The following is a 26,076-nucleotide window of genomic DNA, read 5'->3' on the forward strand; positions in this document are numbered from 1 at the left end:
TTTTGAAAGAAGAGAATCATGGCAAAAGAAAAGTTTGAGCGGACCAAGCCGCACGTCAACGTTGGTACGATCGGTCACGTTGACCACGGCAAGACGACGCTGACGGCAGCGATCACGACGGTGCTGACGAAGAAGTTCGGCGGCGAAGCGAAGGCCTACGACCAGATCGACGCGGCACCGGAAGAAAAGGCGCGCGGCATCACGATCAACACGGCACACGTCGAGTACGAAACGGCGAACCGCCACTACGCACACGTCGACTGCCCGGGCCACGCCGACTACGTGAAGAACATGATCACGGGCGCAGCGCAGATGGACGGCGCGATCCTGGTTTGCTCGGCAGCAGACGGCCCGATGCCGCAAACGCGCGAGCACATCCTGCTGGCGCGTCAGGTTGGCGTTCCGTACATCATCGTGTTCCTGAACAAGTGCGACATGGTGGACGACGCTGAACTGCTCGAGCTGGTCGAGATGGAAGTTCGCGAACTCCTGTCGAAGTACGATTTCCCGGGCGACGACACGCCGATCGTGAAGGGTTCGGCCAAGCTGGCGCTGGAAGGCGACACGGGCGAGCTGGGCGAAGTGGCGATCATGAACCTGGCAGACGCACTGGACACGTACATCCCGACGCCGGAGCGTGCGGTTGACGGCGCGTTCCTGATGCCGGTGGAAGACGTGTTCTCGATCTCGGGTCGCGGCACGGTGGTGACGGGTCGCGTCGAGCGCGGCATCGTGAAGGTCGGCGAGGAAATCGAAATCGTCGGTATCAAGCCGACGGTGAAGACGACCTGCACGGGCGTTGAAATGTTCCGCAAGCTGCTGGACCAAGGTCAGGCAGGCGACAACGTCGGTATCCTGCTGCGCGGCACGAAGCGTGAAGACGTGGAGCGCGGCCAGGTTCTGGCGAAGCCGGGTTCGATCACGCCGCACACGCACTTCACGGCTGAAGTGTACGTGCTGAGCAAGGACGAAGGCGGCCGTCATACGCCGTTCTTCAACAACTACCGTCCGCAGTTCTACTTCCGTACGACGGACGTGACGGGCTCGATCGAGCTGCCGAAGGACAAGGAAATGGTGATGCCGGGCGACAACGTGTCGATCACGGTGAAGCTGATTGCGCCGATCGCGATGGAAGAAGGTCTGCGCTTCGCAATCCGCGAAGGCGGCCGTACCGTCGGCGCTGGCGTCGTCGCCAAGATCATCGAGTAACATTGACGATCCGCGGGCCCTTCGCGGGCTCGCGCCTCACGGCAGCTGTCGTGCCGTCGAAACCGGGTGTCCAGTTTGATCTGGCGCCCGTTTTTTTTGTGGTGCACGCAGCGCGGTATTGACATATGCACGCCACCGCTTTGATTTTTCGTGTAGAATCGCGGGCTTAGCAGTGGAAGTACCGTTCGGGACGTGTCGCCTCGCTCCCCGCAGGCAACAGGTCTCGCGTTCTTTTAGTGTCCGGCGATGCAAGATCGCCTCGCTCTTTTCAAGGAATCGTCATGCAGCAACAGAAAATCCGCATTCGCCTGAAGGCTTTCGACTATCGTCTGATCGATCAATCGGCTGCCGAGATCGTCGATACCGCGAAGCGGACTGGCGCAATCGTCCGTGGCCCGGTGCCGCTGCCGACGCGCATTCAGCGTTTTGACATTCTGCGTTCGCCGCACGTCAACAAGACGTCGCGCGATCAGCTCGAAATCCGTACCCACCAGCGCCTGATGGACATCGTCGACCCGACGGACAAGACGGTTGACGCGCTGATGAAGCTCGATCTGCCGGCAGGCGTCGACGTGGAAATCAAGCTGCAGTAAGGCTTCCGGCGCCGCCGGGCTTGCCGGGCGGTGCTAAGTCTTTGTATTGCTTGCGGAAATCGAAGAGTCGGGCTATACTGCTTGGCTTTTCGCGCATTCGCGTAAAAAAGTCGGGCCTTGCGTGCCCGGCATTTTGTAAATCAGCCCCGACCAATCGCAGTCGGGAATGGAGAAAATGATGAGCCTTGGACTCGTAGGTCGCAAGGTTGGCATGACCCGTATCTTCACGGCTGAAGGGGATTCGATTCCCGTCACCGTGCTGGACGTGTCGGACAACCGCGTGACGCAGATCAAGACTGTTGAAACCGACGGCTACACGGCCGTGCAGGTTGCATTCGGCTCCCGCCGCGCATCGCGCGTGACGAAGCCGCTGGCAGGTCATCTCGCCAAAGCCGGTGTCGAAGCCGGTGAAATCCTCAAGGAATTCCGCATTGACGCGGCCAAGGCAGCCGAGCTGTCGAATGGCGCCGTGGTCGGTGCAGATCTTTTCGAAGTGGGCCAAAAGGTCGACGTGCAAGGCGTGTCGATCGGTAAGGGCTACGCCGGTACGATCAAGCGTTACAACTTCTCCTCCGGCCGTGCCACGCACGGTAACTCGCGCTCGCACAACGTGCCGGGCTCGATCGGTATGGCGCAGGATCCGGGTCGCGTTTTCCCGGGTAAGCGCATGACGGGTCACCTCGGTGACGTTACGGTGACGGTGCAGAACCTCGAAATCGCACGTATCGACGCAGAGCGCAAGCTGCTGCTCGTCAAGGGCGCGATTCCGGGCGCGAAGGGCGGCAAGGTTTTCGTGACGCCGGCCGTCAAGACCAAGGGGGCGAAATAATGGAACTCAAGCTCCTGAACGAAAATGGTCAGGAAGGTGCAGTGGTCAACGCGTCGGACGTCGTGTTCGGTCGTGACTACAACGAAGCGCTGATCCACCAGGTCGTCGTCGCGTACCAGGCGAATGCTCGCCAGGGTAACCGCGCACAGAAGGACCGTGAGCAAGTCAAGCACACCACCAAGAAGCCGTGGCGTCAGAAGGGTACGGGCCGCGCTCGTGCCGGTATGTCGTCGAGCCCGTTGTGGCGTGGCGGTGGTCGCATCTTCCCGAACTCGCCGGAAGAGAACTTCTCGCACAAGGTCAACAAGAAGATGCATCGCGCAGGTCTCTGCTCGATCTTCTCGCAGCTGGCCCGTGAAGGCCGTCTGTCGGTCGTCGAGGACATCATCCTCGAAGCGCCGAAGACCAAGCTGCTGGCCGACAAATTCAAGACCATGGGTCTCGACTCCGTCCTGATCATCACGGATACGGTCGACGAGAACCTGTACCTGGCTTCGCGCAACCTGCCGCACGTGGCGATTGTCGAGCCGCGCTACGCTGACCCGCTGTCGCTGATCTACTTCAAGAAAGTGCTGGTCACGAAGGCTGCGGTCGCCCAGATCGAGGAGTTGCTGTCATGAGCGAGATTCGCAAGAACGATCATCGTTTGATGCAGGTCCTGCTCGCACCGGTGATTTCCGAAAAGGCGACGCTGGTTGCCGACAAGAACGAGCAGGTCGTGTTCGAAGTCGCACCGGATGCCACGAAGCAGGAAGTGAAGGCGGCTGTCGAGCTGCTGTTCAAGGTTGAGGTTGATTCGGTCAACGTGCTGGTTCAGAAGGGCAAGCAAAAGCGCTTCGGCCGTTCGATGGGCCGTCGCAAGGACGTGAAGAAGGCGTACGTTTGCCTGAAGCCCGGCCAGGAAATCAACTTTGAAGCGGAGGCCAAGTAATCATGGCAATCGTGAAAGTTAAACCGACTTCGCCGGGTCGCCGCGCGATGGTCAAGGTGGTCAACAAGGATCTGCACCAGGGCAAGCCGCACGCGGCACTGCTCGACACGCAGAGCTCGACCGCCGGCCGTAACAACAACGGCCGCATCACCACCCGCCATAAGGGCGGTGGTCACAAGCATCACTATCGTATCGTCGACTTCCGTCGCACGAAGGATGGCATTCCGGCAAAGGTCGAGCGTCTCGAGTACGACCCGAACCGCAGCGCGAACATTGCGCTGGTGCTCTACGCTGACGGCGAACGTCGCTACATCATCGCCCCGAAGGGCCTGACCGTCGGCCAACAGCTGATGTCGGGTTCGGAAGCGCCGATCCGTGCAGGCAACACGCTGCCGATCCGCAACATTCCGGTCGGTACGACGATCCACTGCATCGAGATGCTGCCGGGCAAGGGCGCGCAAATGGCGCGTTCGGCTGGCACGTCGGCCATGCTGCTGGCGCGTGAAGGCGTCTACGCGCAGGTTCGTCTGCGCTCGGGCGAAATCCGCCGCGTGCACATCGAGTGCCGTGCAACGATCGGTGAAGTCGGCAACGAAGAGCATAGCCTGCGCCAGATCGGCAAGGCTGGCGCGAACCGCTGGCGCGGTATCCGCCCGACGGTGCGTGGCGTTGCGATGAACCCGGTCGATCACCCGCACGGTGGTGGTGAGGGCAAGACGGCTGCAGGTCGCGATCCGGTGAGCCCGTGGGGCACGCCGACCAAGGGTTATCGCACCCGCAGCAACAAGCGCACGACGACGATGATCGTCCAGCGCCGTCACAAGCGTTAAGGAGTAGGCAATGGCACGTTCTGTAAAAAAAGGTCCGTTCTGCGACGCCCATTTGCTGAAGAAAGTTGAGGCGGCTGCAGCTTCGCGCGACAAAAAGCCGATCAAGACCTGGTCGCGTCGCTCGACGATTCTGCCGGATTTCATCGGCCTGACGATCGCTGTTCACAACGGCCGTCAACACGTTCCGGTGTACATCTCGGAAAACATGGTCGGCCACAAGCTTGGCGAGTTCGCACTGACCCGTACGTTCAAGGGTCACGCAGCCGACAAGAAGGCCAAGAAATAAGGGGCAATCAAGATGGAAGTGAAAGCAATTCATCGCGGTGCCCGCATCTCGGCGCAAAAAACGCGCCTTGTGGCTGACCAGATCCGCGGTTTGCCGGTCGACAAGGCGCTGAACGTTCTGACGTTCTCGCCGAAGAAGGCGGCTGGCATCGTGAAGAAGGTTGTGCTGTCGGCAATCGCGAATGCGGAGCACAACGAAGGCGCCGATATCGACGAGCTCAAGATCAAGAGCATCTACGTCGACAAGGCTGCATCGCTCAAGCGTTTCACCGCGCGCGCCAAGGGCCGCGGTAACCGCATCGAGAAGCAATCCTGTCACATCACTGTGACGGTCGGGAATTAAGGAGCCATACGATGGGACAGAAAATTCATCCGACTGGCTTCCGCCTGGCTGTCAGCCGCAATTGGGCTTCGCGTTGGTACGCGAACAACAACAATTTCGCGGCGATGCTGCAGGAAGACATCGGTGTTCGTGAATACCTGAAGAAGAAGCTGAAGAACGCTTCGGTCGGTCGGGTCGTCATCGAGCGTCCGGCAAAGAACGCGCGCATCACGATTTACAGCTCGCGTCCGGGCGTCGTCATCGGCAAGAAGGGCGAGGATATCGAACAGCTGAAGACGGAACTGCAACGCCGCATGGGCGTGCCGGTTCACGTCAACATCGAAGAGATCCGCAAGCCGGAAACCGATGCTCAACTGATCGCTGACTCGATCACGCAACAGCTCGAGCGCCGGATCATGTTCCGTCGCGCGATGAAGCGTGCGATGCAGAACGCGATGCGTCTGGGTGCCCAGGGCATCAAGATCATGAGCGCAGGCCGTCTGAACGGTATCGAAATCGCTCGTACGGAGTGGTATCGCGAAGGTCGCGTGCCCCTTCACACGCTGCGCGCCGATATCGACTACGCAACCTCGGAAGCGAAGACGACCTACGGCATCATCGGTGTCAAGGTTTGGGTTTACAAGGGCGACACGCTCGGCCGCAATGACGCGCCGGTGGTCGAAGAAGTAGCCGAAGACAAGCGTCCGCGTCGCAATGCGCGTCCGGGCGACCGTCGTCCGCGCCGTGACGGCGAAGGCGGCGCTCCGGGTGCTCGTCGTGGCGCACCGCGCCGCGGCGCCGGCAAGCCGGAAGACGGCAAGACTGGAGAATAACGATGCTGCAACCGAAACGCAGGAAGTATCGCAAAGAGCAGAAGGGTCGTAACACCGGCAAGGCGACGCGCGGCAACGCGGTGTCGTTCGGTGAATTCGGCCTGAAGGCGATCGGTCGCGGCCGTTTGACCGCGCGTCAAATTGAAGCAGCGCGTCGTGCAATGACGCGTCACATCAAGCGTGGCGGCCGCATCTGGATCCGGATCTTCCCGGACAAGCCGATCTCGCAAAAGCCGGCCGAAGTGCGTATGGGTAACGGTAAGGGTAACCCGGAGTACTACGTCGCCGAGATCCAGCCGGGCAAGATGCTCTATGAAATGGACGGCGTAACCGAAGAACTGGCACGCGAAGCGTTCCGTCTGGCTGCAGCGAAGCTGCCGCTGAAGACGGCGTTCATCGTGCGCCAGCTCGGCGCCTAAGGAGAAAACATGAAGGCTTCCGAACTTCTCCAGAAAGACCAGGCCGCGCTCAACAAGGAGCTGGCGGACCTGCTGAAGGCGCAATTCGGCCTGCGCATGCAACTCGCGACCCAGCAGCTCACGAACACGAGCCAGCTGAAGAAGGTTCGTCGCGACATCGCACGTGTGCGGACCGTCATGACTCAGAAGGCGAACCAGAAATGAACGATAGCGTGAAAACCTCGCTGAAGCGGACGCTGGTCGGTCGGGTCGTCAGCAACAAGATGGACAAGACCGTCACCGTGCTGATCGAGCACCGCGTCAAGCACCCGATCTACGGCAAGTATGTCGTGCGTTCGAAGAAGTACCACGCGCACGATGAAGCGAACACCTGCAACGAAGGCGATCTCGTCGAAATCCAGGAAACCCGTCCTGTTTCGAAGACGAAGGCCTGGACGGTGTCGCGCCTCGTCGAAGCAGCTCGCGTCATCTAAGCGGGCAGAGCAGTAGGCAGTAACAGGCACTTCGCCATGAAGTGCTTGAAATCGCAAAGTTTTTGCTTGCGTGACCGGGATTATTTGTTATAATCCCGGTCTTCCCTCTTTATGGGAGCCCCGTCGCGGGCGAAGTTGGTGGGGGAAGCGGACTGGCGCCAGCCTGTCCGAAAGATTCACCGAATTGCGATGGCGGGTTTCGTTTGCCGTCGCTGCTGTTCCAACCCAAGCAGCCGATTGGCTGACGGGACCAAGACTGACCGTATGCATCATGGTGGTGCATCCGGATTAAGTTGGGAAAGACAAACCATGATCCAGACCGAATCTCGGCTCGAAGTAGCCGACAACACGGGTGCGCGTGAAGTCATGTGCATCAAGGTGCTCGGCGGCTCGAAGCGTCGTTATGCCGGCATTGGCGACATCATCAAGGTGACCGTCAAAGAAGCAACGCCGCGCGGGCGCGTGAAGAAAGGCGAAATCTACAACGCCGTGGTGGTCCGCACCGCCAAGGGTGTTCGCCGTCAAGACGGCTCGCTGATCAAGTTCGACGGCAACGCCGCTGTGCTTTTGAATAACAAGCTTGAGCCGATCGGCACCCGCATTTTCGGGCCGGTGACGCGTGAGCTGCGTAGCGAACGATTCATGAAGATCGTTTCGCTGGCGCCGGAAGTGCTGTAAGGAGTCGCGATGAACAAGATTCGCAAAGGTGACGAAGTGATCGTCGTCACTGGCAAGGACAAGGGCAAGCGCGGCGTCGTGCTGGCTGTCGGTGCTGAACATGTGACGGTTGAGGGTATCAACCTCGTCAAGAAGCATGTGAAGCCGAACCCGATGAAGGGTACGACGGGCGGCGTGGAAGCGAAGACGATGCCCCTGCATATTTCGAACGTCGCACTGGTCGACGCGAATGGCAAGGCGTCGCGTGTTGGCATCAAGGTCGAGGAAGGCAAGAAGGTTCGCTTCCTGAAGACGACCGGTGCCGTACTGAGCGCCTGACGCAGCGGAGTAAAAAATGGCTCGTTTTCAAGAGTTTTACAAAGAAAAGGTTGTGCCCGGCCTGATCGAGAAGTTCGGTTACAAGTCGGTCATGGAAGTGCCGCGCATCACCAAGATCACGCTGAACATGGGTCTTGGCGAAGCGATCGCTGACAAGAAGGTCATTGAGAACGCCGTTGGCGACCTCACGAAGATCGCCGGTCAGAAGCCGGTCGTCACGAAGGCACGCAAGGCAATCGCAGGCTTCAAGATCCGCCAGGGCTATCCCATCGGCGCGATGGTGACGCTGCGCGGCCGTGCGATGTACGAATTCCTCGACCGTTTCGTGACCGTTGCCCTGCCCCGCGTGCGTGACTTCCGCGGCGTGTCGGGTCGTGCCTTCGATGGCCGCGGCAACTACAACATCGGTGTGAAAGAGCAGATCATTTTCCCCGAAATCGACTACGACAAGATCGACGCACTGCGTGGGCTGAACATCAGCATCACGACGACTGCGAAGACCGACGACGAAGCAAAGGCTCTGCTCGCCAGCTTCAAGTTCCCGTTCAGAAACTGAGGTTACCGTGGCTAAACTGGCACTGATCGAACGTGAAAAGAAGCGCGCCCGCCTGGTCGCGAAGTTCGCAGCAAAGCGCGAAGCGCTGAAGGCGATCGTCGAAGACCAAAGCAAGTCGGAAGAAGAGCGCTACGAAGCACGCCTGGAGCTGCAGCAACTGCCCCGCAACTCGAACCCGACCCGCCAGCGTAACCGCTGCGCGATCACGGGCCGTCCGCGTGGCACGTTCCGTAAATTCGGCCTCGCGCGCAACAAGATTCGTGAAATCGCATTCCGTGGCGAGATTCCTGGCCTGACCAAGGCGAGCTGGTAATAGGAGAAACGTAAATGAGCATGAGTGATCCTATCGCCGATATGCTGACTCGCATCCGCAACGCGCAGATGGTCGAGAAGGTATCGGTCGCGATGCCCTCGTCGAAGGTCAAGGTTGCAATCGCGCAAGTCCTGAAGGACGAAGGTTATATCGACGATTTCGCCGTGAAGGCGGAAGGTGCGAAGTCCGAACTGAATATCGCGCTGAAGTACTACGCAGGTCGCCCGGTCATCGAACGCCTCGAGCGCGTGTCGAAGCCTGGTCTGCGCGTGTACCGCGGTCGTAACGACATTCCGCAGGTCATGAACGGCCTGGGCGTGGCAATCGTTTCGACGCCGAAGGGCGTGATGACCGACCGCAAGGCGCGCGCTACCGGCGTCGGCGGCGAAGTCATCTGCTACGTCGCTTAAAGCCGAGGAGAGAGAAACATGTCTCGAGTAGGTAAGAGCCCGATCGCGCTGCAAGGCGCGGAAGTCAAGCTGGCCGACGGTGCGATCACCGTCAAGGGCCCGCTGGGCACCATCACGCAGCCGGTGAATCCGCTCGTGAACGTGGCGAACAACGACGGCACGCTGAATCTGGCGCCGGTCAACGAAAGCCGCGAAGCAAACGCAATGTCGGGCACGATGCGCGCGATCATCGCGAACGCCGTGCACGGCGTGACCAAGGGTTTCGAGCGCAAGCTGACGCTGGTTGGCGTCGGTTACCGTGCGCAAGCGCAAGGCGACAAGCTGAACCTGTCGCTGGGTTTCTCGCACCCGGTGGTGCACCAGATGCCGGAAGGCGTCAAGGCTGAAACTCCGACGCAAACCGAAATCGTGATCAAGGGGATCAACAAGCAACAAGTCGGTCAAGTAGCTGCGGAAGTTCGCGGTTACCGTCCGCCGGAGCCCTACAAGGGCAAGGGCGTGCGCTATTCCGACGAGGTTGTGATCCTCAAAGAAACGAAGAAGAAGTAAGGGTGCGCAATCATGGATAAGACTCAATCTCGCCTGCGCCGCGCTCGCCAGACGCGTATCAAGATCGCTGAGCTGCAGGTCGCGCGTCTCGCCGTGCATCGCACGAACACGCACATCTACGCTCAAGTGTTCTCGCCCTGCGGCACCAAGGTGCTCGCCAGCGCGTCGACGCTCGAAGCAGAAGTGCGCGCCGAACTCGCCGACAAGTCGGGCAAGGGCGGCAACGTTAATGCCGCGACGCTGATCGGCAAGCGTATTGCCGAAAAGGCAAAGGCTGCCGGCATCGAATCCGTCGCCTTCGACCGCTCGGGCTTCCGCTACCACGGCCGCGTCAAGGCGCTGGCTGAGGCAGCTCGCGAAGCTGGGCTCAAGTTCTAAGGGAAGGAATTCGTCATGGCAAAGATGCAAGCGAAAGTTCAGGCTGACGAACGCGACGACGGCCTTCGCGAAAAGATGATTTCGGTCAATCGCGTGACCAAGGTCGTGAAGGGTGGCCGTATTCTCGGCTTCGCCGCACTGACCGTGGTCGGCGATGGTGATGGCCGCATCGGTATGGGCAAGGGCAAGGCGAAGGAAGTGCCGGTCGCTGTCCAGAAGGCAATGGAACAGGCTCGCCGCAACATGTTCAAGGTGCCGCTCAAGAACGGCACGCTGCAGCACGAAGTGCACGGCAAGCATGGCGCATCCGCAGTCCTCCTCGCTCCGGCGAAGGCAGGTACGGGCGTGATCGCCGGCGGCCCGATGCGCGCAGTGTTCGACGTGATGGGCGTGCAGAACGTCGTGGCGAAGAGCCACGGTTCGACGAACCCGTACAACCTCGTTCGCGCCACGCTGGACGGTCTGCGCAAGCAGTCGACCCCGGCAGACATCGCGGCGAAGCGCGGCAAGTCCGTCGAAGATATTTTGGGCTAAGCCCGGGTGGTCACCATGTCTGAAAAAACTGTCAAGGTTCAGCTCGTGAAGAGCCTGATCGGGACCCGCGAATCGCACCGTGCGACCGTGCGTGGCCTGGGCCTGCGCCGACTCAACTCGGTTAGCGAGCTGCAGGATACGCCGGCGGTCCGCGGCATGATCAACAAGGTCTCGTACCTCGTTAAGGTCATCGCGTAAGCGGCCCTACGGATCAAGGAGTTGATATGGAATTGAATAACCTGAAGCCGGCCGCTGGTGCAAAGCACGCCAAGCGTCGCGTCGGCCGCGGCATCGGTTCGGGCCTCGGCAAGACGGCTGGCCGTGGTCACAAGGGGCAGAAATCGCGTTCGGGCGGCTTCCACAAAGTCGGTTTCGAAGGCGGTCAGATGCCGCTGCAACGTCGTCTGCCGAAGCGCGGCTTCACGTCGCTGACGAAGGAATTCGTCGGTGAAGTGCGCCTGGGCGACCTCGAGAAGCTGCCGGTCGATGAAATCGATCTGCTCGCACTGAAGCAAGCCGGCCTGGTCGGCGAGCTGACGAAGAGCGCAAAGATCATCGCGACGGGCGAACTGAAGCGCAAGATCGTCGTGAAGGGTCTGGGCGCCACCAAGGGTGCGCGCGCTGCGATCGAAGCGGCTGGCGGTTCGTTCGCCGAGTGACACGCGTAGCGCGTCGTTACTTGCATTCATCGGAGAAGGTACTTGGCTAACAGCCCGAGTCTTGCAAAACCCGGTCGAAGCACGGCGAAATTCGGCGATCTGCGTCGGCGAGCGATGTTCCTGCTCCTGGCGCTGATCGTCTATCGCATCGGCGCGCACATCCCCGTGCCGGGCATCGATCCGGATCAACTGGCGAAGCTGTTCCAGAGTCAGGCGGGCGGCATCCTGGGCATGTTCAACATGTTCTCGGGTGGCGCACTGTCCCGCTTCACGATCTTCGCGCTGGGGATCATGCCGTACATCTCGGCATCGATCATCATGCAGTTGCTGGCGATCGTCTCGCCGCAGCTCGAGGCGCTGAAGAAGGAAGGGCAGGCAGGGCAACGGAAGATCACGCAGTACACGCGGTATTTCACCGTGGTGCTCGCGACCTTCCAAGCGTTCGGTATCGCGGCTGCGCTGGAAAACCAGCCTGGCCTCGTGATCGATCCCGGCATGCTGTTCCGGCTGACGACGGTCGTGACGCTGGTTACCGGCACGATGTTCCTGATGTGGCTGGGTGAGCAGATCACCGAGCGTGGTCTCGGCAACGGCATCTCGATCATCATCTTCGGCGGGATCGCAGCAGGGTTCCCGAATGCCGTCGGTGGGCTGTTCGAGCTGGTGCGTACGGGTTCGATGAGCATCATTTCGGCGATCATCATCGTCGTTCTGATCGCCGCGGTGACTTACCTGGTCGTGTTCATCGAACGCGGGCAGCGCAAGATCCTCGTGAACTACGCGAAGCGCCAGGTCGGCAACAAGATCTACGGTGGCCAGTCGTCGCACTTGCCGCTGAAGCTGAACATGTCGGGCGTGATTCCGCCGATCTTCGCATCGTCGATCATCCTGTTCCCGGCCACGATTCTCGGCTGGTTCAGCACGGGTCAACCGTCGGGAAGCTGGATCTCCAACACGTTGCATAACGTCGCGGAGGCGCTGAAGCCGGGCCAGCCGGTCTATGTGCTGCTGTACACGCTGGCGATCGTGTTTTTCTGCTTCTTCTACACCGCACTGGTGTTCAACAGCAGGGAAACCGCGGACAACCTGAAGAAGAGCGGGGCGTTCGTTCCTGGCATCCGTCCGGGCGACCAAACCGCGCGATATATCGACCGCATCCTCACGCGTCTGACGCTGGCCGGTGCGATCTACATCGTCTTCGTTTGTTTGCTGCCGGAATTCCTGGTGCTGCGCTGGAACGTGCCGTTTTATTTTGGTGGAACGTCGCTGCTGATCATTGTCGTCGTCACGATGGACTTCATGGCGCAGGTGCAGTCGTACGTTATGTCGCAACAGTATGAGTCGCTGCTCAAGAAGGCAAACTTCAAGGGCGGCAACATCCCAATGCGTTAATTAAGGACTATGGCCAAAGACGATGTAATCCAGATGCAGGGTGAGGTGATCGAAAACCTCCCGAATGCGACCTTCCGTGTGAAGCTGGAAAACGGCCATGTCGTGTTGGGGCATATCTCCGGGAAGATGCGGATGCACTACATCCGTATCTTGCCGGGCGACAAGGTCACGGTTGAATTGACGCCTTACGATCTGTCTCGTGCGCGGATCGTGTTCCGGGCGAAGTGATTTGAAAAAAGGGTATTATCATGAAAGTGATGGCATCGGTTAAGCGCATTTGCCGCAATTGCAAGATCATCAAGCGCAAAGGCGTCGTTCGCGTGATCTGCAGCTCGGATCCGCGCCACAAGCAGCGCCAAGGCTGACCGCGCGTTTGTTTGCGCTTTTTGTTTGAGGAAAAACAATGGCTCGTATCGCAGGGGTTAACATCCCGAATCACCAGCATACCGAGATCGGCCTGACGGCAATCTTCGGTATCGGCCGCACGCGCTCGCGCAGCATCTGCTCGGCAGCTGGCGTGGAATTCTCGAAGAAGGTCAAGGACCTGACCGACGCAGACCTCGAAAAGCTGCGTGAGGAAGTGGGCAAGTTCATCGTCGAAGGCGACCTGCGCCGTGAAGTGACGATGAACATCAAGCGCCTGATGGACCTCGGTTGCTACCGTGGTGTTCGTCATCGCAAGGGCCTGCCGATGCGTGGTCAGCGTACGCGTACGAACGCACGTACCCGCAAGGGTCCGCGTCGTGCAGCGCAAGCGCTGAAGAAGTAAGCGGAACTGACAGTTACAGGAAAACGTAATGGCTAAGGCTTCGAACACCGCGGCGCAACGCGTTCGCAAGAAGGTCAAGAAGAACGTCGCTGAAGGCGTGGTGCACGTTCACGCGTCGTTCAACAACACGATCATCACGATCACCGATCGTCAGGGCAATGCTCTGGCATGGGCGACGTCGGGCGGCCAGGGCTTCAAGGGCTCGCGCAAGTCGACGCCGTTCGCTGCTCAGGTTGCTGCTGAGTCGGCCGGTCGTGTGGCGATGGAATATGGCGTGAAGAATCTGGAAGTGCGGATCAAGGGCCCGGGCCCGGGTCGTGAGTCGGCAGTGCGCGCACTGCACGGCCTCGGCATCAAGATCACCGCGATTTCGGACGTCACCCCGATTCCGCACAACGGCTGCCGTCCGCCGAAGCGCCGTCGTATCTAAGAATGCTGCTGGCACGTTCGTGCTGGCGCATTGCCTGTCGTCGCATAGCGCCGACGGGCGTTGCTTTTTTGATTGACTAAGCCCACCGTTCGCCCCAAAGGGCGCGAACTAGCGCGGATTTCGATCCGCGTGACCGATTGATAAAGGAATGCAACGTGGCACGTTATATCGGCCCCAAGGCCAAGCTGTCCCGCCGTGAAGGCACCGACCTGTTCCTGAAGAGCGCGCGCCGCTCGCTCGCCGACAAGTGCAAGCTCGACAGCAAGCCGGGTCAGCACGGCCGTACCTCGGGCGCTCGTACGTCCGACTATGGTACGCAGCTGCGCGAAAAGCAAAAGGTCAAGCGTATCTACGGCGTGCTGGAACGTCAGTTCCGCCGCTACTTCGCTGAAGCCGACCGCCGCAAGGGCAACACGGGTGAAAACCTGCTGCAACTGCTCGAGTCGCGTCTCGACAACGTCGTGTATCGCATGGGCTTCGGCTCGACCCGCGCAGAAGCGCGTCAGCTGGTGAGCCACAAGTCGATCACCGTGAACGGCGTCGTCGCGAACGTGCCGTCGCAACAAGTGAAGGCTGGCGACGTGATCGCGATCCGCGAAAAGGCGAAGAAGCAGGCGCGTATCATCGAAGCGCTGTCGCTCGCCGAGCAAGGCGGCATGCCGAGCTGGGTTGCAGTCGATGCGAAGAAGTTCGAAGGCACGTTCAAGCAAATGCCGGAACGCGCTGACATCGCAGGCGACATCAACGAAAGCCTGATCGTCGAATTGTATTCGCGTTAATCCGATTGACGGCCGAGGTACCCCGATTGCGTTTCGCAAGGAGGGGCCTCGGCTGTTTATTTTCTGGTTGTTACCGGTCAGCCTTATCGGTGTAACGAGCCGAGGGTATTGAAAAGGAAAGCCCATGCAAACCAGTTTGCTGAAACCCAAGATCATCGCCGTGGAATCGCTGGGCGAGAACCACGCGAGGGTGGTCATGGAACCGTTCGAACGCGGTTACGGCCACACCTTGGGCAACGCGCTGCGCCGCGTGCTGCTGTCGTCGATGGTCGGCTACGCGCCGACCGAAGTGACGATCGCCGGCGTGGTGCACGAGTATTCGACGCTCGACGGCGTGCAGGAAGACGTGGTCAACCTGCTGCTGAACCTGAAGGGCGTGGTGTTCAAGCTGCACAACCGTGACGAAGTCACGGTCACGCTGCGCAAGGAAGGCGAAGGCGTCGTCACGGCCGGCGATATCGAGCTCGCGCACGATTGCGAAGTCATCAACCCGAATCACGTGATCGCACATCTGTCGAAGGGCGGCAAGCTCGACGTTCAGATCAAGATCGAGAAGGGTCGCGGCTACGTGCCGGGCAACGTTCGTCGCTACGGCGAAGACACGGCCAAGATCATCGGCCGCATCGTCCTCGACGCATCGTTCTCGCCGGTTCGCCGCGTGAGCTATGCAGTCGAAAGCGCACGTGTCGAGCAGCGTACCGACCTCGACAAGCTCGTGATGAACATCGAGACGAGCGGCGTGATCACCCCGGAAGAGGCGATCCGTCAATCGGCCCGCATCCTGGTCGACCAGCTGTCCGTGTTCGCGGCGCTGGAAGGCACGGAAACGGCTGCCGAAGCACCGTCGCGTGCACCGCAGATCGATCCGATCCTGCTGCGTCCGGTGGACGATCTCGAGCTGACGGTTCGTTCCGCGAACTGCCTGAAGGCCGAGAACATCTACTACATCGGCGACCTGATCCAGCGCACGGAAAACGAACTGCTGAAGACGCCGAACCTCGGTCGCAAGTCGCTGAACGAGATCAAGGAAGTGCTGGCTTCGCGCGGCCTCACGCTGGGCATGAAGCTCGAAAACTGGCCGCCGGCTGGTCTCGACAAGTAAGCCCGACTGTAGCTGCGCTGTAGTCGTAGTTGGCAAAGATGCGGATTTTCCTTTAAAATCCGCATCTTGCCTTTTTCGTTACCGGCCCGTGCACCCGTCGAGGTGCGATAGAAGAGCTGGATCAAAACTTTGAATCAAGGAAACTGAAATGCGCCATCGTCATGGTCTGCGGAAACTGAACCGCACGAGCAGCCACCGTCTGGCTATGCTCCGTAACATGTCCAACTCGCTGATCGAGCACGAAGTCATCAAGACGACGCTGCCGAAGGCGAAGGAACTCCGTAAAGTCGTCGAGCCGCTGATCACGCTCGGCAAGAAGCCGTCGCTGGCAAACCGTCGCCTGGCATTCAACCGCCTGCGCGATCGTGACTCGGTCGCGAAGCTGTTCGACGTCCTCGGTCCGCGTTTCGCGAACCGTCCGGGCGGCTACCTGCGCGTGCTGAAGTTCGGCTTCCGCGTCGGCGACAACGCACCGATGGCACTGGTCGAGCTGCTCGATCGTCCGGAAGTCGACGAAACGGAAAACGTGCAAGAAGCTGAATAAGCTTCGGTACGTAGCAGAATCCGAAAGGGCCGAGCAATTGCTTGGCCCTTTTTGCTTTTTGGCGGCGCCGCGTCGCGATCGATTTTCACCGGCCGCTGCCGGCAACGTTGCGCGCGCTGCGCTACGATAAGGGGCTGTCGAGGGCGCGAGGTGCGCGCAGCGGGCGGCCGAAGCGCGGAAATCAGCCAGGAGAGTGCGTATGGTGGTGTTGATGCTGACGACGGTGCCCGATGCAGCAACGGCTGAGGCCCTCGCCACCGGCGCGCTCGACGCGCGGCTTGCCGCCTGCGTATCGGAGCTCGGTACGATCAAGTCGCGCTATCACTGGCAGGGCAAGGTCGAAACGGCCGACGAGATCCAGTTGCTGTTCAAGACGAGCGCGGTGCGCTCGCTGGAACTGGAGCGATTCATCCTCGCGCATCATCCTTACGAGACGCCCGAAATCGTCTCGTGGCAGGCCGCGGCCTCTGCCGCGTACGGCCAGTGGGTGACGAGCGAAACTCAACGTCTATTTCATGTTTAACGGTATGGCGCTTTCCGTGCGCGCGCTGCGCGCATTCGCGGCTCTGTTGTCGTTCGTGCTGGTGCTGGGCGGCCTGTCGGTCGCGCGCGCGGCCGACGATTTTCTCGATCCGTCGGTCGCATTCAAGTTCAGCGCGAGCGAAGCCCCGGGACAGGTCGACGTCCGCTTCAAGATCGCCAACGGCTATTACCTTTACCGCGAGCGGTTCGCGTTCGCGGTGAAGAGCGGCAATGCGACGCTCGGTGCGCCGCAGTTTCCGCCCGGCCACGTGAAGTTCGACCAGACGTTCCAGAAGGAAGTCGAAACCTATCGCGACGACGTCGTGGTCCACGTGCCGGTCAAGCAGGCGGCCGGGCCGTTCGAGCTCACGGTGACGTCGCAAGGGTGCGCCGACGAAGGGATCTGCTACCCGCCCGCCGAACACGTCGTGAAGATCGACGGCGCGGCGCTCGGCGCGGCCGCAGCGGCTGACGGCGCGGCCGCATCGGGCAGCTGGTTCGACAAGGTCACCAGCGCGGATTTCGCGCAATCGCTGCTCGAGGGGCACGGCTTCCTCACGATCGTCGCGCTGTATTTCGTCGCAGGCGTCGTGTTGAGCCTGCTGCCGTGTTCGTACCCGATGATTCCGATCGTCTCCGCGATCATCATCGGCCAGGGCACGCGCGCAACGCATGCGCGCGGCTTTGCGCTGTCGCTGACGTATGTGGTCGGCATGGCGCTCGTCTATACGGCGCTCGGCATCGCCGCCGCGCTGGTCGGCCAGAGCCTCGGCGCGTGGCTGCAGAATCCTTGGGTGCTCGGCGCCTTCGGCTTGCTGCTGACCGCGTTCGCGGTGTCGCTGATCTCCGGCAAGGACCTCATGCTGCCGGCGCGCTGGCAGAACGGCGCGGCGCAGGTGTCCAGCGCGCGCCAGGGCGGCCATTTCGCCGCGGTTGCCGCGATGGGTGCGCTGTCGGCGCTGGTCGTCGGCGCATGCATGACGGCGCCGCTGTTCGCGGTGCTCGCCTTCATCGCGCACACCGGCAACGCGTTCCTCGGCGGCGCGGCGCTGTTCGCCATGGGGCTCGGGCTCGGCGTGCCGCTGCTCGTCGTGGGGCTCGGCGCCGGCACGGTGCTGCCGCGCGCCGGCGCATGGATGGATGGCGTCAAGGTGTTCTTCGGCATCGTGCTGCTCGCCGCCGCGCTCTGGATCGTATGGCCGGTGCTGGCGGGCGGCCTGAAGATGATGCTCGCCGCGTTGTGGTTGCTGATCGCCGCAGCGGCGCTCGGACTGTTCACGCCCCATGCCGGAGCCGCGTCCATCTGGCGTCGGTTCGGCCGCGGCCTCGGCGCGGCGCTCGCGATCTGGGCGGCGACGCTGCTCGTCGGCCTGGCCGCCGGTTCGACCGATCCGGTGAAGCCGCTCGCCGTGCTGGCCGCGCGTACGGTTGCGTCGGGCGCTGCGGCGTCGGCGCCCGGGCAAGCGGCTGGTCAGGCCGCGTCCGCGTTCGCGGCGGTGCGCTCCAGCGGGGAGCTCGATGCGCTGCTGAAGGCGTCGAGCCGGCCCGTGATGCTCGATTTCTATGCGGACTGGTGCGTGAGCTGCAAGGAGATGGAGCATCTGACGTTCACCGATTCCCGCGTGCAGGCGCGGCTCGCGCAGCTGCATCTGGTGCGCGCGGACGTCACCGCGAACAATTCCGACGATCAGGCACTGCTCAAGCGGTTCAACCTGTTCGGCCCGCCGGGCATCATCTTCTTCGATCGCAACGGTAACGAAATCGGCCGGGTGGTCGGCTATCAGGCGGCCGACACGTTCCTGCGCAGCCTCGATCGCGCGGCGGCGCCGACGGTCTGATCCGACCTGGACCGACCTGGCCGCCCAGCGCACAAAAAAACGGCGGGACACCGAAGTGTCCCGCCGTTTTTTCATCTTGCGTGCCGATCGGCAGCGCGGCTCAGCGCTGCGCCTTCAGCAGCCGTGCCGCATCGAGCGCGAAGTACGTGAGCACGCCGTCGGCGCCCGCACGCTTGAATGCGAGCAGCGATTCGAGCACGACCTTGTCGTGGTCGAGCCAGCCGTTCATCGCGGCCGCCTTCAGCATCGCGTATTCGCCGCTCACCTGGTACACGTACGTCGGGAAGCGGAACTCGTCCTTCACGCGGCGCACGATGTCGAGATACGGCATGCCCGGTTTGACCATCACCATGTCGGCGCCTTCGTCGATGTCGAGGCGCACCTCGCGCAACGCTTCGTCGCTGTTCGCCGGGTCCATCTGGTAGGTCATCTTGTTGCCCTTGCCCAGATTCGACGCCGAGCCGACCGCGTCGCGGAACGGACCGTAGAACGCGGACGCGAACTTGGCCGAATAGGCCATGATGCGCGTATGGATATGCCCGTCGCTTTCGAGCATTTCACGCACTGCGCCGATGCGGCCATCCATCATGTCGGACGGCGCGACGATGTCGACGCCGGCTTCCGCCTGCGCGCGCGCCTGTTCGATCAGGATTTCGATCGTGTCGTCGTTGATCACGTAGCCGTTCTCGTCGAGCACGCCGTCCTGGCCGTGGCTCGTGTACGGATCGAGCGCGACGTCGGTCAGCACGCCGAGTTCGGGGAAGCGCTTCTTCAGCTCGCGCACCGCGCGCGGAATCAGCCCTTCCGGGTTGGCCGCCTCGCGGCCGTCAGGCGTTTTCAGCGACGTTTCGATGGCCGGAAACAGCGACAGCACGGGCACGCCGAGTTCGACGCACTGTTCGGCGACGTGCATCAGCAGATCGACCGACACGCGCTCGACGCCCGGCATCGACGGCACCGGCTGACGTTGGTTGGTGCCGTCGACGACGAACACCGGATAGATCAGATCGTCGGTGGTCAGGCGGTTTTCGCGCATCAGGCGCCGGGAGAAGTCGTCGCGGCGCATGCGGCGCGGACGATGAAGAGGATGGAAGCTCATGTGCGATGTGAATGAAATCGGGGCAAGAAGGACCTTACGGATCCCTTAGGTCATTTTCGAGATCGTTGGTATATGATAGCGATCGAGCGGCGCGCGTTGCGTGCTGCTCCCCGCTTCTCCTCCCTGAGCGGGTGCCTGTCGTTTTTCGATTAGGCTGTTTGACCCGCCGTTCGACGGCGGGTTTTTTTATGAGCCGGCCGAATCCGCAGACACCGTCAGGTGCGCCCGGCCGCTGCCGGCCGAGCGCTGCCCGTTCATTGTGCTACAGGTGCGCCTTCTGCGTCGGCGACGGACGGCCGCAGCCAGCTCTCGATCAATTCGTGCGCCTCGTCGAGCCCCGTGCGCTTCAGCGCCGAGAACAGCTGGACGGTCAGCTTGCCCTTCACGCCCTGGTCGCGGTACGCGTCGAGCCCTTTCTGCGTGTTGCGCAGCGCGTTGATGCTCTCTTGTCGCGTCAATTTGTCGCACTTCGTCAGCAGCGTGTGGATCGGCTTGCCGGTCGGGGCGAACCACTCGATCATCCGGCGATCGAGGTCGGTCAGCGGGCGGCGCGAATCCATCATCAGGATCAGGCCGCAGAGCTGCGAGCGCGTCGCGAGATAGGACGACAGCAGCATTTCCCAGTGGGCCTTCGCGGCCCCGGGCACTTCCGCATAGCCGTAGCCGGGCAGGTCGACGAGGTTCGCGACGGGCTCCGCGGCGGGGCCGACCGAGAAGTAGTTGATGTGCTGCGTGCGACCGGGCGTCTTCGACGCGAACGCGAGTCGCTTCTGATTGCACAGCACGTTGATCGCCGTCGATTTGCCGGCATTCGAACGGCCCGCGAATGCGATTTCCGGCTGCACCGTCGGCGGCAGGTCGCGCAGATGGTTGACGGTCGTGTAGAAGCGAGCTTGATGGAGCAAAAAGGCCATGGGGGAAACCGGTGGGACGGGCGGCGCGAGCCGCTTGGTGGAGGCGGGGTAGCCCCGATAGGCGCGGGAGCTTTCAACGCGATATTGTACAATACGGCGGTTTTGCCGAAGGGTTGCGGGCGCCCGCCTCGCGCTTTTATGCAGCTTCTGCGGTAGACTGGTCGACGTCGTTTTTTGCAGAACCTCAAATTCCCACAAGACGAAACAGGGTGTGCGAATGAATCGACTGTGCAAGTCTCTGATGGTGCTTCAGGTTGCAGCAGGATTCGTAGGTTTCGTGGCGGAGGCAAATGCGGCAGGTGCGGCAAAGCCGGATCTGGACCGCGGCAAGGCGATTGCCGGGCAGGTGTGCGCGTCGTGTCACGGCGCCGACGGCAACAGTGCGTCGGGCAGTTTCCCGAAGCTCGCCGGTCAGCATCCCGAATATTTGGTCAAGCAGTTGAACGACTTCAAGACGCAGCCGGGCGCGAAGGGGCCGGCGCGGAACAATTCGGTGATGGTCGGATTTGCGAGCGCATTGAGCGCGGACGACATGCGCAACGTCGCCGCGTATTACGGCTCGCAAACGACCAAGCTCGGCACCGCACGCGATGCGGCGACCGTGCCGATCGGCCAGAAGATCTATCGCGGCGGCATCGCGGAAAAGGGCGTACCGGCCTGTGCGAGCTGCCACGGGCCGACGGGGCAAGGGATACCGGTCCAGTACCCGCGTCTGTCGGGGCAGTGGGCCGATTACACGGTGGCCCAGTTGACCGCGTTCCAGCAAGGTGCCGGCGCGCGCAACAACAACGAGGCGATGCATCAGATCGCCTCGCGTCTGTCGGACACCGAGATCAAGGCCGTCGCGGATTACATCGCGGGCCTGCGTTGAGCGGTCCGTCGCGAATGGAATGACCGGTCGCCGGAACGGCGGCCGGAGTCAGAACAAGAAAAGGGTGGGGCGCCGCATGCTTGCGGCCGCCTTGCCCTTTTTTGTTGTCAGTCGGAGTTTGAATGAGCGTTACCACGTCGGGGTTGCAGTCGAAGTCGGGTCAAAGTGCGTCCAGGCGCGCGATCGAGCTGATCAGCTCGATGCGCTTCGCGATCGCACTGTTGGTGGTGCTGTCGATCGCGAGCATCATCGGCACGGTGCTGACCCAGGACGACCCCTATCCGAACTACGTGAACCAGTTCGGGCCGTTCTGGGCGGACATCTTCCGCTCGCTCGGCCTGTACAACGTGTACAGCGCGTGGTGGTTCATGCTGATCCTGATCTTCCTGGTCGCGTCGATCTCGCTGTGCGTGATCCGCAACGCGCCGAAGATGCTCGCCGACGCGAAGAGCTGGAAGGACAAGGTCCGCGAAGGCAGCCTGCGCGCGTTCCATCACAAGGCCGAATACACCGTTGCCGGCACGCGCGCGAGCGTCGCGGCGACGCTCGCCGCATTCGTCGCGAAGGGCGGCTACAAGCACGTCGTGCGCGAAACCGACGGCGCGACGCTGATCTCCGCGAAACGCGGCGCGCTGACGAAGTGGGGCTACATTTCCGCGCACCTGGCGATCGTCGTGATCTGTATCGGCGGCCTGCTCGACAGCAACCTGCCGATCAAATTCCAGATGTGGATGTTCGGCAAGAGCCCGGTCAATACGAGCGCGACGATCAGCGAGATCTCGCCCGATCACCGGCTGTCCGCGTCGAACCCGACGTTCCGCGGCTACGCGTGGGTGCCCGAAGGCCAGTTCGTGTCCACCGCGATCCTCAACCAGCCGAACGGCTCGTTGATCCAGGACCTGCCGTTCTCGATCCAGCTGAACAAGTTCATCGTCGATTACTACACGACCGGGATGCCGAAGCTGTTTGCGAGCGACATCGTCGTGATCGATCGCGAGACGGGCCGGAAGATTCCGGCGCGCGTCGAAGTGAACAAGCCGTTCACCTACAAGGGCGTGTCGATCTATCAGTCGAGCTTCCAGGACGGCGGCTCGCAGATGCAGATGACGGCCTATCCGATGACGGGCGACACCGCGAAGACGTTCGCCGTGAAGGGCACGATCGGCAGCACGGCGCCGCTGCAGATGCCGGGCAGCGACGGCGACACGATCGAGTTCTCGGACTTCCGCGCGATCAACGTCGAGAACATGGCCGACGCGAACGGCAAGCCGGACGTGCGCGGCGTGGCGAAGACGGAGTCGCTGAAGCAGGCGTTCGACGAACGGCTCGGCTCGGGCGCGAAGACGTCGAAGCCGATGCAGCTTCATAACATCGGGCCGTCCGTGCAGTACAAGATCCGCGGCAAGGACGGCCAGGCGCGCGAGTTCAACAACTACATGCTGCCGGTCGACATGGGCGGCGCGCGCGTGTTCCTCGCGGGCGTGCGCGCGAGCCCGAACGACGCGTTCCGCTACATGCGGATTCCGGCCGACAGCGAGGATTCGATCGGCGAATGGATGCGCCTGCGCGCCGCGCTCGAGGATCCGGCGGTGCGCGCGGACGCCGCCGCCCGTTTCGCCCAGCGTTCGCTGCCGACCACCGACGCGTCGCTGCGCGGCCGGTTGCAGGACAGCGCGTTCAAGGTGTTGACCCTCTTTGCGGCGAGCGACGACAGCGTCGGTCGCGGTGCGGACGGGCAGCCGGTCGGCGGCTTCCAGGCGGTGGCCACCTTCATCGACCGGTCGGTGCCGAAGGCCGAGCAGGAAAAGGCGGCGAGCCTGCTGCTGCGCATGCTCGAGGGCTCGATGTGGGAGGTCTGGCAGATCGCGCGCGAGCGGGCCGGCGAGCCGGCCGTCCAGCAGGGCGCCGACACGGTCCGCTTCGTGCAGAACGCGATCAATGCGCTATCCGACAGCTTCCTGTACGGATCGCCGGTCTATTTGCAGCTCGATTCCTTCAAGCAGGTGCAAGCCTCGGTATTTCAGCTGACGCGCGCGCCCGGCAAGAATCTGGTGTATCTTGGCAGCCTGTTGTTGGTCGCCGGCATCTTCTCGATGTTCTACGTGCGCGAGCGGCGCCTGTGGTTCTGGCTCAAGGATGCCGGTGCGGGCGTCGAAGTGGTGATGGCGATGTCCACGGCGCGCAAGACGTTCGATTTCGAGAAAGAATTCGTGCAGACGCGCGATGCGGCCGGCGCCGCCCTGGGCGCCGCACCCCGCGACGCCGCGCCCGCCGGCGCGGCTGCAACTGCCCGCCCGCCCGTCGGCGGCGATTCCGATTCCGAGAATTCCACCCGGTAACATCATGGATCTCACTCAAGCCTCCTCTTCCCGTCCGGGGACCGTCAAGGCCCCGAATCCGGCGCCGTTGTTCGACGGCCGTCCGTTCCTCTCGCGCCTGTCCGTGCTCGACTGGCTGTTCGCGCTGGCGCTCGTGGTCGGCGCGGGCTATGCGTTCGTGCACTACAACGAGCACATGAATTACTACGACAAGGCAGTGATGATCGGCACGGTGCCGGCGCTGGTCGTGCTCGGCTGGCGCTGGAAACCCGCGCGGCTGCTGATGGCGGCGATCGCCGTGCTGTCCTTGCTGTCGATCCAGATCTACCAGGGCGACCTCGCGCGCGCCGATTCGGCGTTCTTCCTGAAGTACTTCCTGTCGAGCCAGTCGGCGATCCTCTGGATGAGCGCCTTGTTCGTGCTCGCGACGATCTTCTACTGGATCGGCCTGCTCGCGCGCGCCGCGACGGGCTCCGCGATCGGCCAGAAGCTCACGTGGGCCGCCGTGCTGATGGGCTTCGTCGGCCTGATGGTGCGTTGGTACGAGTCCTATCTGATCGGCGCCGACGTCGGGCATATCCCCGTGTCGAACCTGTATGAAGTGTTCGTGCTGTTCAGCCTGATCACCGCGCTGCTCTACCTGTATTACGAAGGCCATTACGGCACGCGTGCGCTCGGTGCGTTCGTGCTGCTCGTGATCAGCGCGGCCGTCGGCTTCCTGATGTGGTACTCGGTCGCGCGCGACGCGCAGCAGATCCAGCCGCTCGTGCCGGCGCTGCAGAGCTGGTGGATGAAGATCCACGTGCCGGCGAACTTCATCGGCTACGGCAGCTTCGCGCTGTCGGCGATGGTGGCGGTCGCGTATCTGATGAAGGAACGCGGCATGCTGGCCGATCGGCTGCCGACGCTCGACGTGCTCGACGACGTGATGTACAAGTCGATCGCCGTCGGCTTCGCGTTCTTCACGATCGCGACGATTCTCGGCGCGCTGTGGGCGGCGGAAGCGTGGGGCGGCTACTGGAGCTGGGATCCGAAGGAAACCTGGGCGCTGATCGTGTGGCTCAATTACGCGGCGTGGCTGCACATGCGCCTGATGAAGGGGCTGCGCGGCACGGTCGCCGCATGGTGGGCGCTCACGGGCCTGCTCGTGACGACGTTCGCGTTCCTCGGCGTCAACATGTTCCTGTCCGGGCTGCACAGCTACGGCAAGCTGTAAGATTTCCGATGCGGGTCCGACAAAAGACCGCCGGCGCACTGCGTGCCCCGGCGGTTTTCTTTTGTTACCGACGGGCGCGCCGCGCGTCGAACGGCGCATGACGGGCCGGGTCGAACGCAGATGAAGCGTGCGCGCCGCGCATGCATGAGGAGCAGCACCATGTGGATCAGGGATTCCCTGCGCAACCTGTTGACCGGCGCCGACATTGCGCCGAGCGAGATCACCGCGCGCGCTGTGTTCGAGAACCGGCGCCGCGTATTGCAGGCGGCTGGCCTTGCGGCGGCGGGCGGATTGCTCGGCGGCAGCGGCGCGGCCTTCGGCGCGTATGCGTCGCCCGACGCGCGGGCCGCGAAGCTCGCGGCGAAGACCAATCCGAAATTCGTCGCGGCCGACAAGGTCACGCCGTTCAAGGACATCACGTCCTACAACAACTTCTACGAATTCGGCACCGACAAGGGCGACCCGGCGCAGAACGCCGGCACGCTGCGGCCGCGCCCGTGGCGGGTGAGCGTCGAAGGCGAGGTGCTGCATCCGAAGGTGTTCGATCTCGACGAACTGCTGAAGCTGGCGCCGCTCGAGGAACGCGTGTACCGGCTGCGCTGCGTCGAGGGCTGGTCGATGGTGATTCCGTGGATCGGCGTGCCGTTCTCCGAACTGGTCAAGCGCGTGCAGCCGACTGGCAACGCGAAATACGTGCAGTTCATCACGCTGGCCGATCCGTCGCAGATGCCGGGGCTGTCGACGCCGGTACTCGACTGGCCTTACTCCGAAGGGCTGCGCATGGACGAGGCGATGAACCCGCTCACGCTGCTGACGATGGGCGTCTACGGCCAGGTGCTGCCGAAACAGAACGGCGCGCCGGTGCGTATCGTTGTGCCGTGGAAGTACGGCTTCAAGAGCGCGAAGTCGCTGGTGAAGATCCGCTTCGTCGACAAGCAGCCGAAGACGAGCTGGAACACCTACGCATCGAACGAATACGGCTTTTATTCGAACGTGAATCCGAATGTCGATCACCCGCGCTGGAGCCAGGCGACCGAGCGGCGGATCGGCGACGACGGGTTCTTCACGCCGAAGCGCAAGACGCTGATGTTCAACGGCTACGGCGATCTGGTCGCATCGATGTATCAGGGCATGGACCTGAAGAAGAACTTCTGAGTGCGACG

Annotated in this window: 38 protein-coding genes; 36 read left to right on the forward strand and 2 right to left on the reverse strand. The window is 62.2% G+C overall.

All coding sequences use genetic code 11. The features are described 5' to 3' along the window. Nucleotides 1–18: 18 nt before the first annotated feature. From tuf to dsbD, 32 genes are all read left to right on the forward strand, one after another. A complete protein-coding gene (gene tuf, locus MYA_RS01335) occupies nt 19–1,209 on the forward strand; it encodes an elongation factor Tu (RefSeq protein WP_011882996.1) in 1,191 nt (396 codons plus the stop codon). A gap of 281 nt (nt 1,210–1,490) precedes the next feature. Further along, nucleotides 1,491–1,802, forward strand: a complete 312-nt coding sequence (gene rpsJ / locus MYA_RS01340) for a 30S ribosomal protein S10 (protein WP_004199280.1) — start codon at nt 1,491–1,493, stop codon at nt 1,800–1,802. 178 nt (nt 1,803–1,980) lie between these two features. Further along, nucleotides 1,981–2,631 (forward strand): 50S ribosomal protein L3, encoded by a 651-nt coding sequence (gene rplC, locus MYA_RS01345; RefSeq protein WP_006752926.1) that lies wholly within the window; start codon nt 1,981–1,983, stop codon nt 2,629–2,631. Beyond that, complete coding sequence (rplD, locus tag MYA_RS01350) at nt 2,631–3,251, forward strand: 50S ribosomal protein L4 (RefSeq protein ID WP_006477192.1); 621 nt, start codon at nt 2,631–2,633, stop codon at nt 3,249–3,251. The genes rplC and rplD overlap by 1 nt, the downstream gene beginning before the upstream one ends. Beyond that, nucleotides 3,248–3,562, forward strand: a complete 315-nt coding sequence (rplW, locus tag MYA_RS01355) for a 50S ribosomal protein L23 (protein WP_004199275.1) — start codon at nt 3,248–3,250, stop codon at nt 3,560–3,562. The genes rplD and rplW overlap by 4 nt, the downstream gene beginning before the upstream one ends. 2 nt (nt 3,563–3,564) lie before the next feature. Continuing rightward, on the forward strand, nt 3,565–4,392 hold the full coding sequence (rplB, locus tag MYA_RS01360) for a 50S ribosomal protein L2 (protein WP_011883004.1): 828 nt from the start codon (nt 3,565–3,567) through the stop codon (nt 4,390–4,392). Between the two features lie 10 nt (nt 4,393–4,402). Further along, nucleotides 4,403–4,678 carry a 30S ribosomal protein S19 gene (gene rpsS / locus MYA_RS01365; protein ID WP_004199273.1) on the forward strand — a complete coding sequence of 92 codons (276 nt, stop codon included), beginning with the start codon at nt 4,403–4,405 and terminating at the stop codon, nt 4,676–4,678. A gap of 12 nt (nt 4,679–4,690) precedes the next feature. After that, entirely contained in the window at nt 4,691–5,020 is a 330-nt protein-coding gene (rplV, locus tag MYA_RS01370) for a 50S ribosomal protein L22 (protein WP_004199272.1), read from the forward strand. Between the two features lie 11 nt (nt 5,021–5,031). Next, nucleotides 5,032–5,832, forward strand: coding sequence for a 30S ribosomal protein S3 (rpsC, locus tag MYA_RS01375; RefSeq protein ID WP_006482899.1), 801 nt, complete (start codon nt 5,032–5,034; stop codon nt 5,830–5,832). A gap of 2 nt (nt 5,833–5,834) precedes the next feature. Beyond that, entirely contained in the window at nt 5,835–6,251 is a 417-nt protein-coding gene (gene rplP, locus MYA_RS01380) for a 50S ribosomal protein L16 (protein ID WP_006482873.1), read from the forward strand. 9 nt (nt 6,252–6,260) lie between these two features. Beyond that, on the forward strand, nt 6,261–6,455 hold the full coding sequence (rpmC, locus tag MYA_RS01385; protein WP_006400652.1) for a 50S ribosomal protein L29: 195 nt from the start codon (nt 6,261–6,263) through the stop codon (nt 6,453–6,455). Further along, a complete protein-coding gene (gene rpsQ / locus MYA_RS01390; RefSeq protein WP_006752928.1) occupies nt 6,452–6,724 on the forward strand; it encodes a 30S ribosomal protein S17 in 273 nt (90 codons plus the stop codon). Before rpmC ends, rpsQ begins: the two co-directional genes overlap by 4 nt. Before the next feature lie 309 nt (nt 6,725–7,033). Beyond that, the gene (gene rplN / locus MYA_RS01395) at nt 7,034–7,402 is read left to right on the forward strand and encodes a 50S ribosomal protein L14 (RefSeq protein ID WP_006752929.1); all 369 of its coding nucleotides are present in this window, start codon (nt 7,034–7,036) and stop codon (nt 7,400–7,402) included. 9 nt (nt 7,403–7,411) lie between these two features. Continuing rightward, complete coding sequence (rplX, locus tag MYA_RS01400) at nt 7,412–7,720, forward strand: 50S ribosomal protein L24 (protein ID WP_006477187.1); 309 nt, start codon at nt 7,412–7,414, stop codon at nt 7,718–7,720. Nucleotides 7,721–7,736: 16 nt separating this feature from the next. Continuing rightward, nucleotides 7,737–8,276 carry a 50S ribosomal protein L5 gene (gene rplE, locus MYA_RS01405; RefSeq protein ID WP_011883005.1) on the forward strand — a complete coding sequence of 180 codons (540 nt, stop codon included), beginning with the start codon at nt 7,737–7,739 and terminating at the stop codon, nt 8,274–8,276. A 7-nt stretch (nt 8,277–8,283) separates the two neighbouring features. Next, on the forward strand, nt 8,284–8,589 hold the full coding sequence (gene rpsN / locus MYA_RS01410) for a 30S ribosomal protein S14 (RefSeq protein WP_011883006.1): 306 nt from the start codon (nt 8,284–8,286) through the stop codon (nt 8,587–8,589). Nucleotides 8,590–8,603: 14 nt separating this feature from the next. Continuing rightward, nucleotides 8,604–8,999 (forward strand): 30S ribosomal protein S8, encoded by a 396-nt coding sequence (rpsH, locus tag MYA_RS01415; RefSeq protein WP_006477185.1) that lies wholly within the window; start codon nt 8,604–8,606, stop codon nt 8,997–8,999. Nucleotides 9,000–9,017: 18 nt separating this feature from the next. Beyond that, nucleotides 9,018–9,548, forward strand: coding sequence for a 50S ribosomal protein L6 (gene rplF / locus MYA_RS01420; protein WP_011883007.1), 531 nt, complete (start codon nt 9,018–9,020; stop codon nt 9,546–9,548). 12 nt (nt 9,549–9,560) lie between these two features. Next, complete coding sequence (gene rplR, locus MYA_RS01425) at nt 9,561–9,926, forward strand: 50S ribosomal protein L18 (RefSeq protein WP_006477183.1); 366 nt, start codon at nt 9,561–9,563, stop codon at nt 9,924–9,926. Between the two features lie 15 nt (nt 9,927–9,941). After that, the gene (gene rpsE, locus MYA_RS01430; RefSeq protein ID WP_006752931.1) at nt 9,942–10,460 is read left to right on the forward strand and encodes a 30S ribosomal protein S5; all 519 of its coding nucleotides are present in this window, start codon (nt 9,942–9,944) and stop codon (nt 10,458–10,460) included. Between the two features lie 15 nt (nt 10,461–10,475). After that, nucleotides 10,476–10,658, forward strand: coding sequence for a 50S ribosomal protein L30 (gene rpmD / locus MYA_RS01435; RefSeq protein ID WP_006400644.1), 183 nt, complete (start codon nt 10,476–10,478; stop codon nt 10,656–10,658). A gap of 26 nt (nt 10,659–10,684) precedes the next feature. After that, complete coding sequence (gene rplO, locus MYA_RS01440) at nt 10,685–11,119, forward strand: 50S ribosomal protein L15 (RefSeq protein WP_006482880.1); 435 nt, start codon at nt 10,685–10,687, stop codon at nt 11,117–11,119. A gap of 42 nt (nt 11,120–11,161) precedes the next feature. Then, nucleotides 11,162–12,511 carry a preprotein translocase subunit SecY gene (secY, locus tag MYA_RS01445; RefSeq protein WP_006400642.1) on the forward strand — a complete coding sequence of 450 codons (1,350 nt, stop codon included), beginning with the start codon at nt 11,162–11,164 and terminating at the stop codon, nt 12,509–12,511. A 9-nt stretch (nt 12,512–12,520) separates the two neighbouring features. Further along, complete coding sequence (gene infA / locus MYA_RS01450; RefSeq protein ID WP_004521905.1) at nt 12,521–12,739, forward strand: translation initiation factor IF-1; 219 nt, start codon at nt 12,521–12,523, stop codon at nt 12,737–12,739. Between the two features lie 20 nt (nt 12,740–12,759). Further along, nucleotides 12,760–12,876 (forward strand): 50S ribosomal protein L36, encoded by a 117-nt coding sequence (rpmJ, locus tag MYA_RS01455; RefSeq protein ID WP_004199844.1) that lies wholly within the window; start codon nt 12,760–12,762, stop codon nt 12,874–12,876. A gap of 38 nt (nt 12,877–12,914) precedes the next feature. Further along, on the forward strand, nt 12,915–13,280 hold the full coding sequence (gene rpsM / locus MYA_RS01460; protein WP_006752933.1) for a 30S ribosomal protein S13: 366 nt from the start codon (nt 12,915–12,917) through the stop codon (nt 13,278–13,280). Nucleotides 13,281–13,308: 28 nt separating this feature from the next. After that, on the forward strand, nt 13,309–13,710 hold the full coding sequence (gene rpsK, locus MYA_RS01465) for a 30S ribosomal protein S11 (protein ID WP_004197937.1): 402 nt from the start codon (nt 13,309–13,311) through the stop codon (nt 13,708–13,710). A gap of 155 nt (nt 13,711–13,865) precedes the next feature. Then, the gene (gene rpsD, locus MYA_RS01470; RefSeq protein WP_014722284.1) at nt 13,866–14,489 is read left to right on the forward strand and encodes a 30S ribosomal protein S4; all 624 of its coding nucleotides are present in this window, start codon (nt 13,866–13,868) and stop codon (nt 14,487–14,489) included. Between the two features lie 124 nt (nt 14,490–14,613). Next, the gene (locus MYA_RS01475) at nt 14,614–15,591 is read left to right on the forward strand and encodes a DNA-directed RNA polymerase subunit alpha (protein ID WP_006477176.1); all 978 of its coding nucleotides are present in this window, start codon (nt 14,614–14,616) and stop codon (nt 15,589–15,591) included. 148 nt (nt 15,592–15,739) lie between these two features. Further along, the gene (gene rplQ / locus MYA_RS01480; RefSeq protein WP_006477175.1) at nt 15,740–16,135 is read left to right on the forward strand and encodes a 50S ribosomal protein L17; all 396 of its coding nucleotides are present in this window, start codon (nt 15,740–15,742) and stop codon (nt 16,133–16,135) included. Nucleotides 16,136–16,334: 199 nt separating this feature from the next. Continuing rightward, a complete protein-coding gene (gene cutA / locus MYA_RS01485) occupies nt 16,335–16,658 on the forward strand; it encodes a divalent-cation tolerance protein CutA (RefSeq protein ID WP_014722285.1) in 324 nt (107 codons plus the stop codon). Continuing rightward, complete coding sequence (gene dsbD / locus MYA_RS01490) at nt 16,651–18,495, forward strand: protein-disulfide reductase DsbD (protein WP_041493736.1); 1,845 nt, start codon at nt 16,651–16,653, stop codon at nt 18,493–18,495. Before cutA ends, dsbD begins: the two co-directional genes overlap by 8 nt. 100 nt (nt 18,496–18,595) lie before the next feature. Here the strand turns inward: dsbD and hemB are convergent, their stop codons facing one another. Next, nucleotides 18,596–19,594, reverse strand: a complete 999-nt coding sequence (gene hemB, locus MYA_RS01495; RefSeq protein ID WP_011883011.1) for a porphobilinogen synthase — start codon at nt 19,592–19,594, stop codon at nt 18,596–18,598. 254 nt (nt 19,595–19,848) lie between these two features. Further along, nucleotides 19,849–20,508: a ribosome biogenesis GTP-binding protein YihA/YsxC gene (gene yihA / locus MYA_RS01500; protein WP_011883012.1), complete on the reverse strand. Its 660-nt coding sequence runs from the start codon at nt 20,506–20,508 to the stop codon at nt 19,849–19,851. A 217-nt stretch (nt 20,509–20,725) separates the two neighbouring features. On the opposite strand from yihA, the gene MYA_RS01505 reads away from it, so the two are divergent. The 4 genes from MYA_RS01505 to msrP all read left to right on the forward strand — a co-directional run bounded on the left by MYA_RS01505 (nt 20,726) and on the right by msrP (nt 26,068). Continuing rightward, on the forward strand, nt 20,726–21,379 hold the full coding sequence (locus MYA_RS01505) for a c-type cytochrome (protein ID WP_034194011.1): 654 nt from the start codon (nt 20,726–20,728) through the stop codon (nt 21,377–21,379). A gap of 122 nt (nt 21,380–21,501) precedes the next feature. Further along, nucleotides 21,502–23,718 carry a cytochrome c biogenesis protein ResB gene (locus tag MYA_RS01510; protein WP_014722288.1) on the forward strand — a complete coding sequence of 739 codons (2,217 nt, stop codon included), beginning with the start codon at nt 21,502–21,504 and terminating at the stop codon, nt 23,716–23,718. A gap of 4 nt (nt 23,719–23,722) precedes the next feature. After that, nucleotides 23,723–24,913 (forward strand): c-type cytochrome biogenesis protein CcsB, encoded by a 1,191-nt coding sequence (gene ccsB, locus MYA_RS01515; protein ID WP_011883015.1) that lies wholly within the window; start codon nt 23,723–23,725, stop codon nt 24,911–24,913. Nucleotides 24,914–25,072: 159 nt separating this feature from the next. Then, nucleotides 25,073–26,068 carry a protein-methionine-sulfoxide reductase catalytic subunit MsrP gene (gene msrP / locus MYA_RS01520; protein WP_014722290.1) on the forward strand — a complete coding sequence of 332 codons (996 nt, stop codon included), beginning with the start codon at nt 25,073–25,075 and terminating at the stop codon, nt 26,066–26,068. Nucleotides 26,069–26,076 lie beyond the last annotated feature (8 nt).

This window comes from Burkholderia sp. KJ006 (genome assembly GCF_000262695.1).
Classification (GTDB): domain Bacteria; phylum Pseudomonadota; class Gammaproteobacteria; order Burkholderiales; family Burkholderiaceae; genus Burkholderia; species Burkholderia vietnamiensis.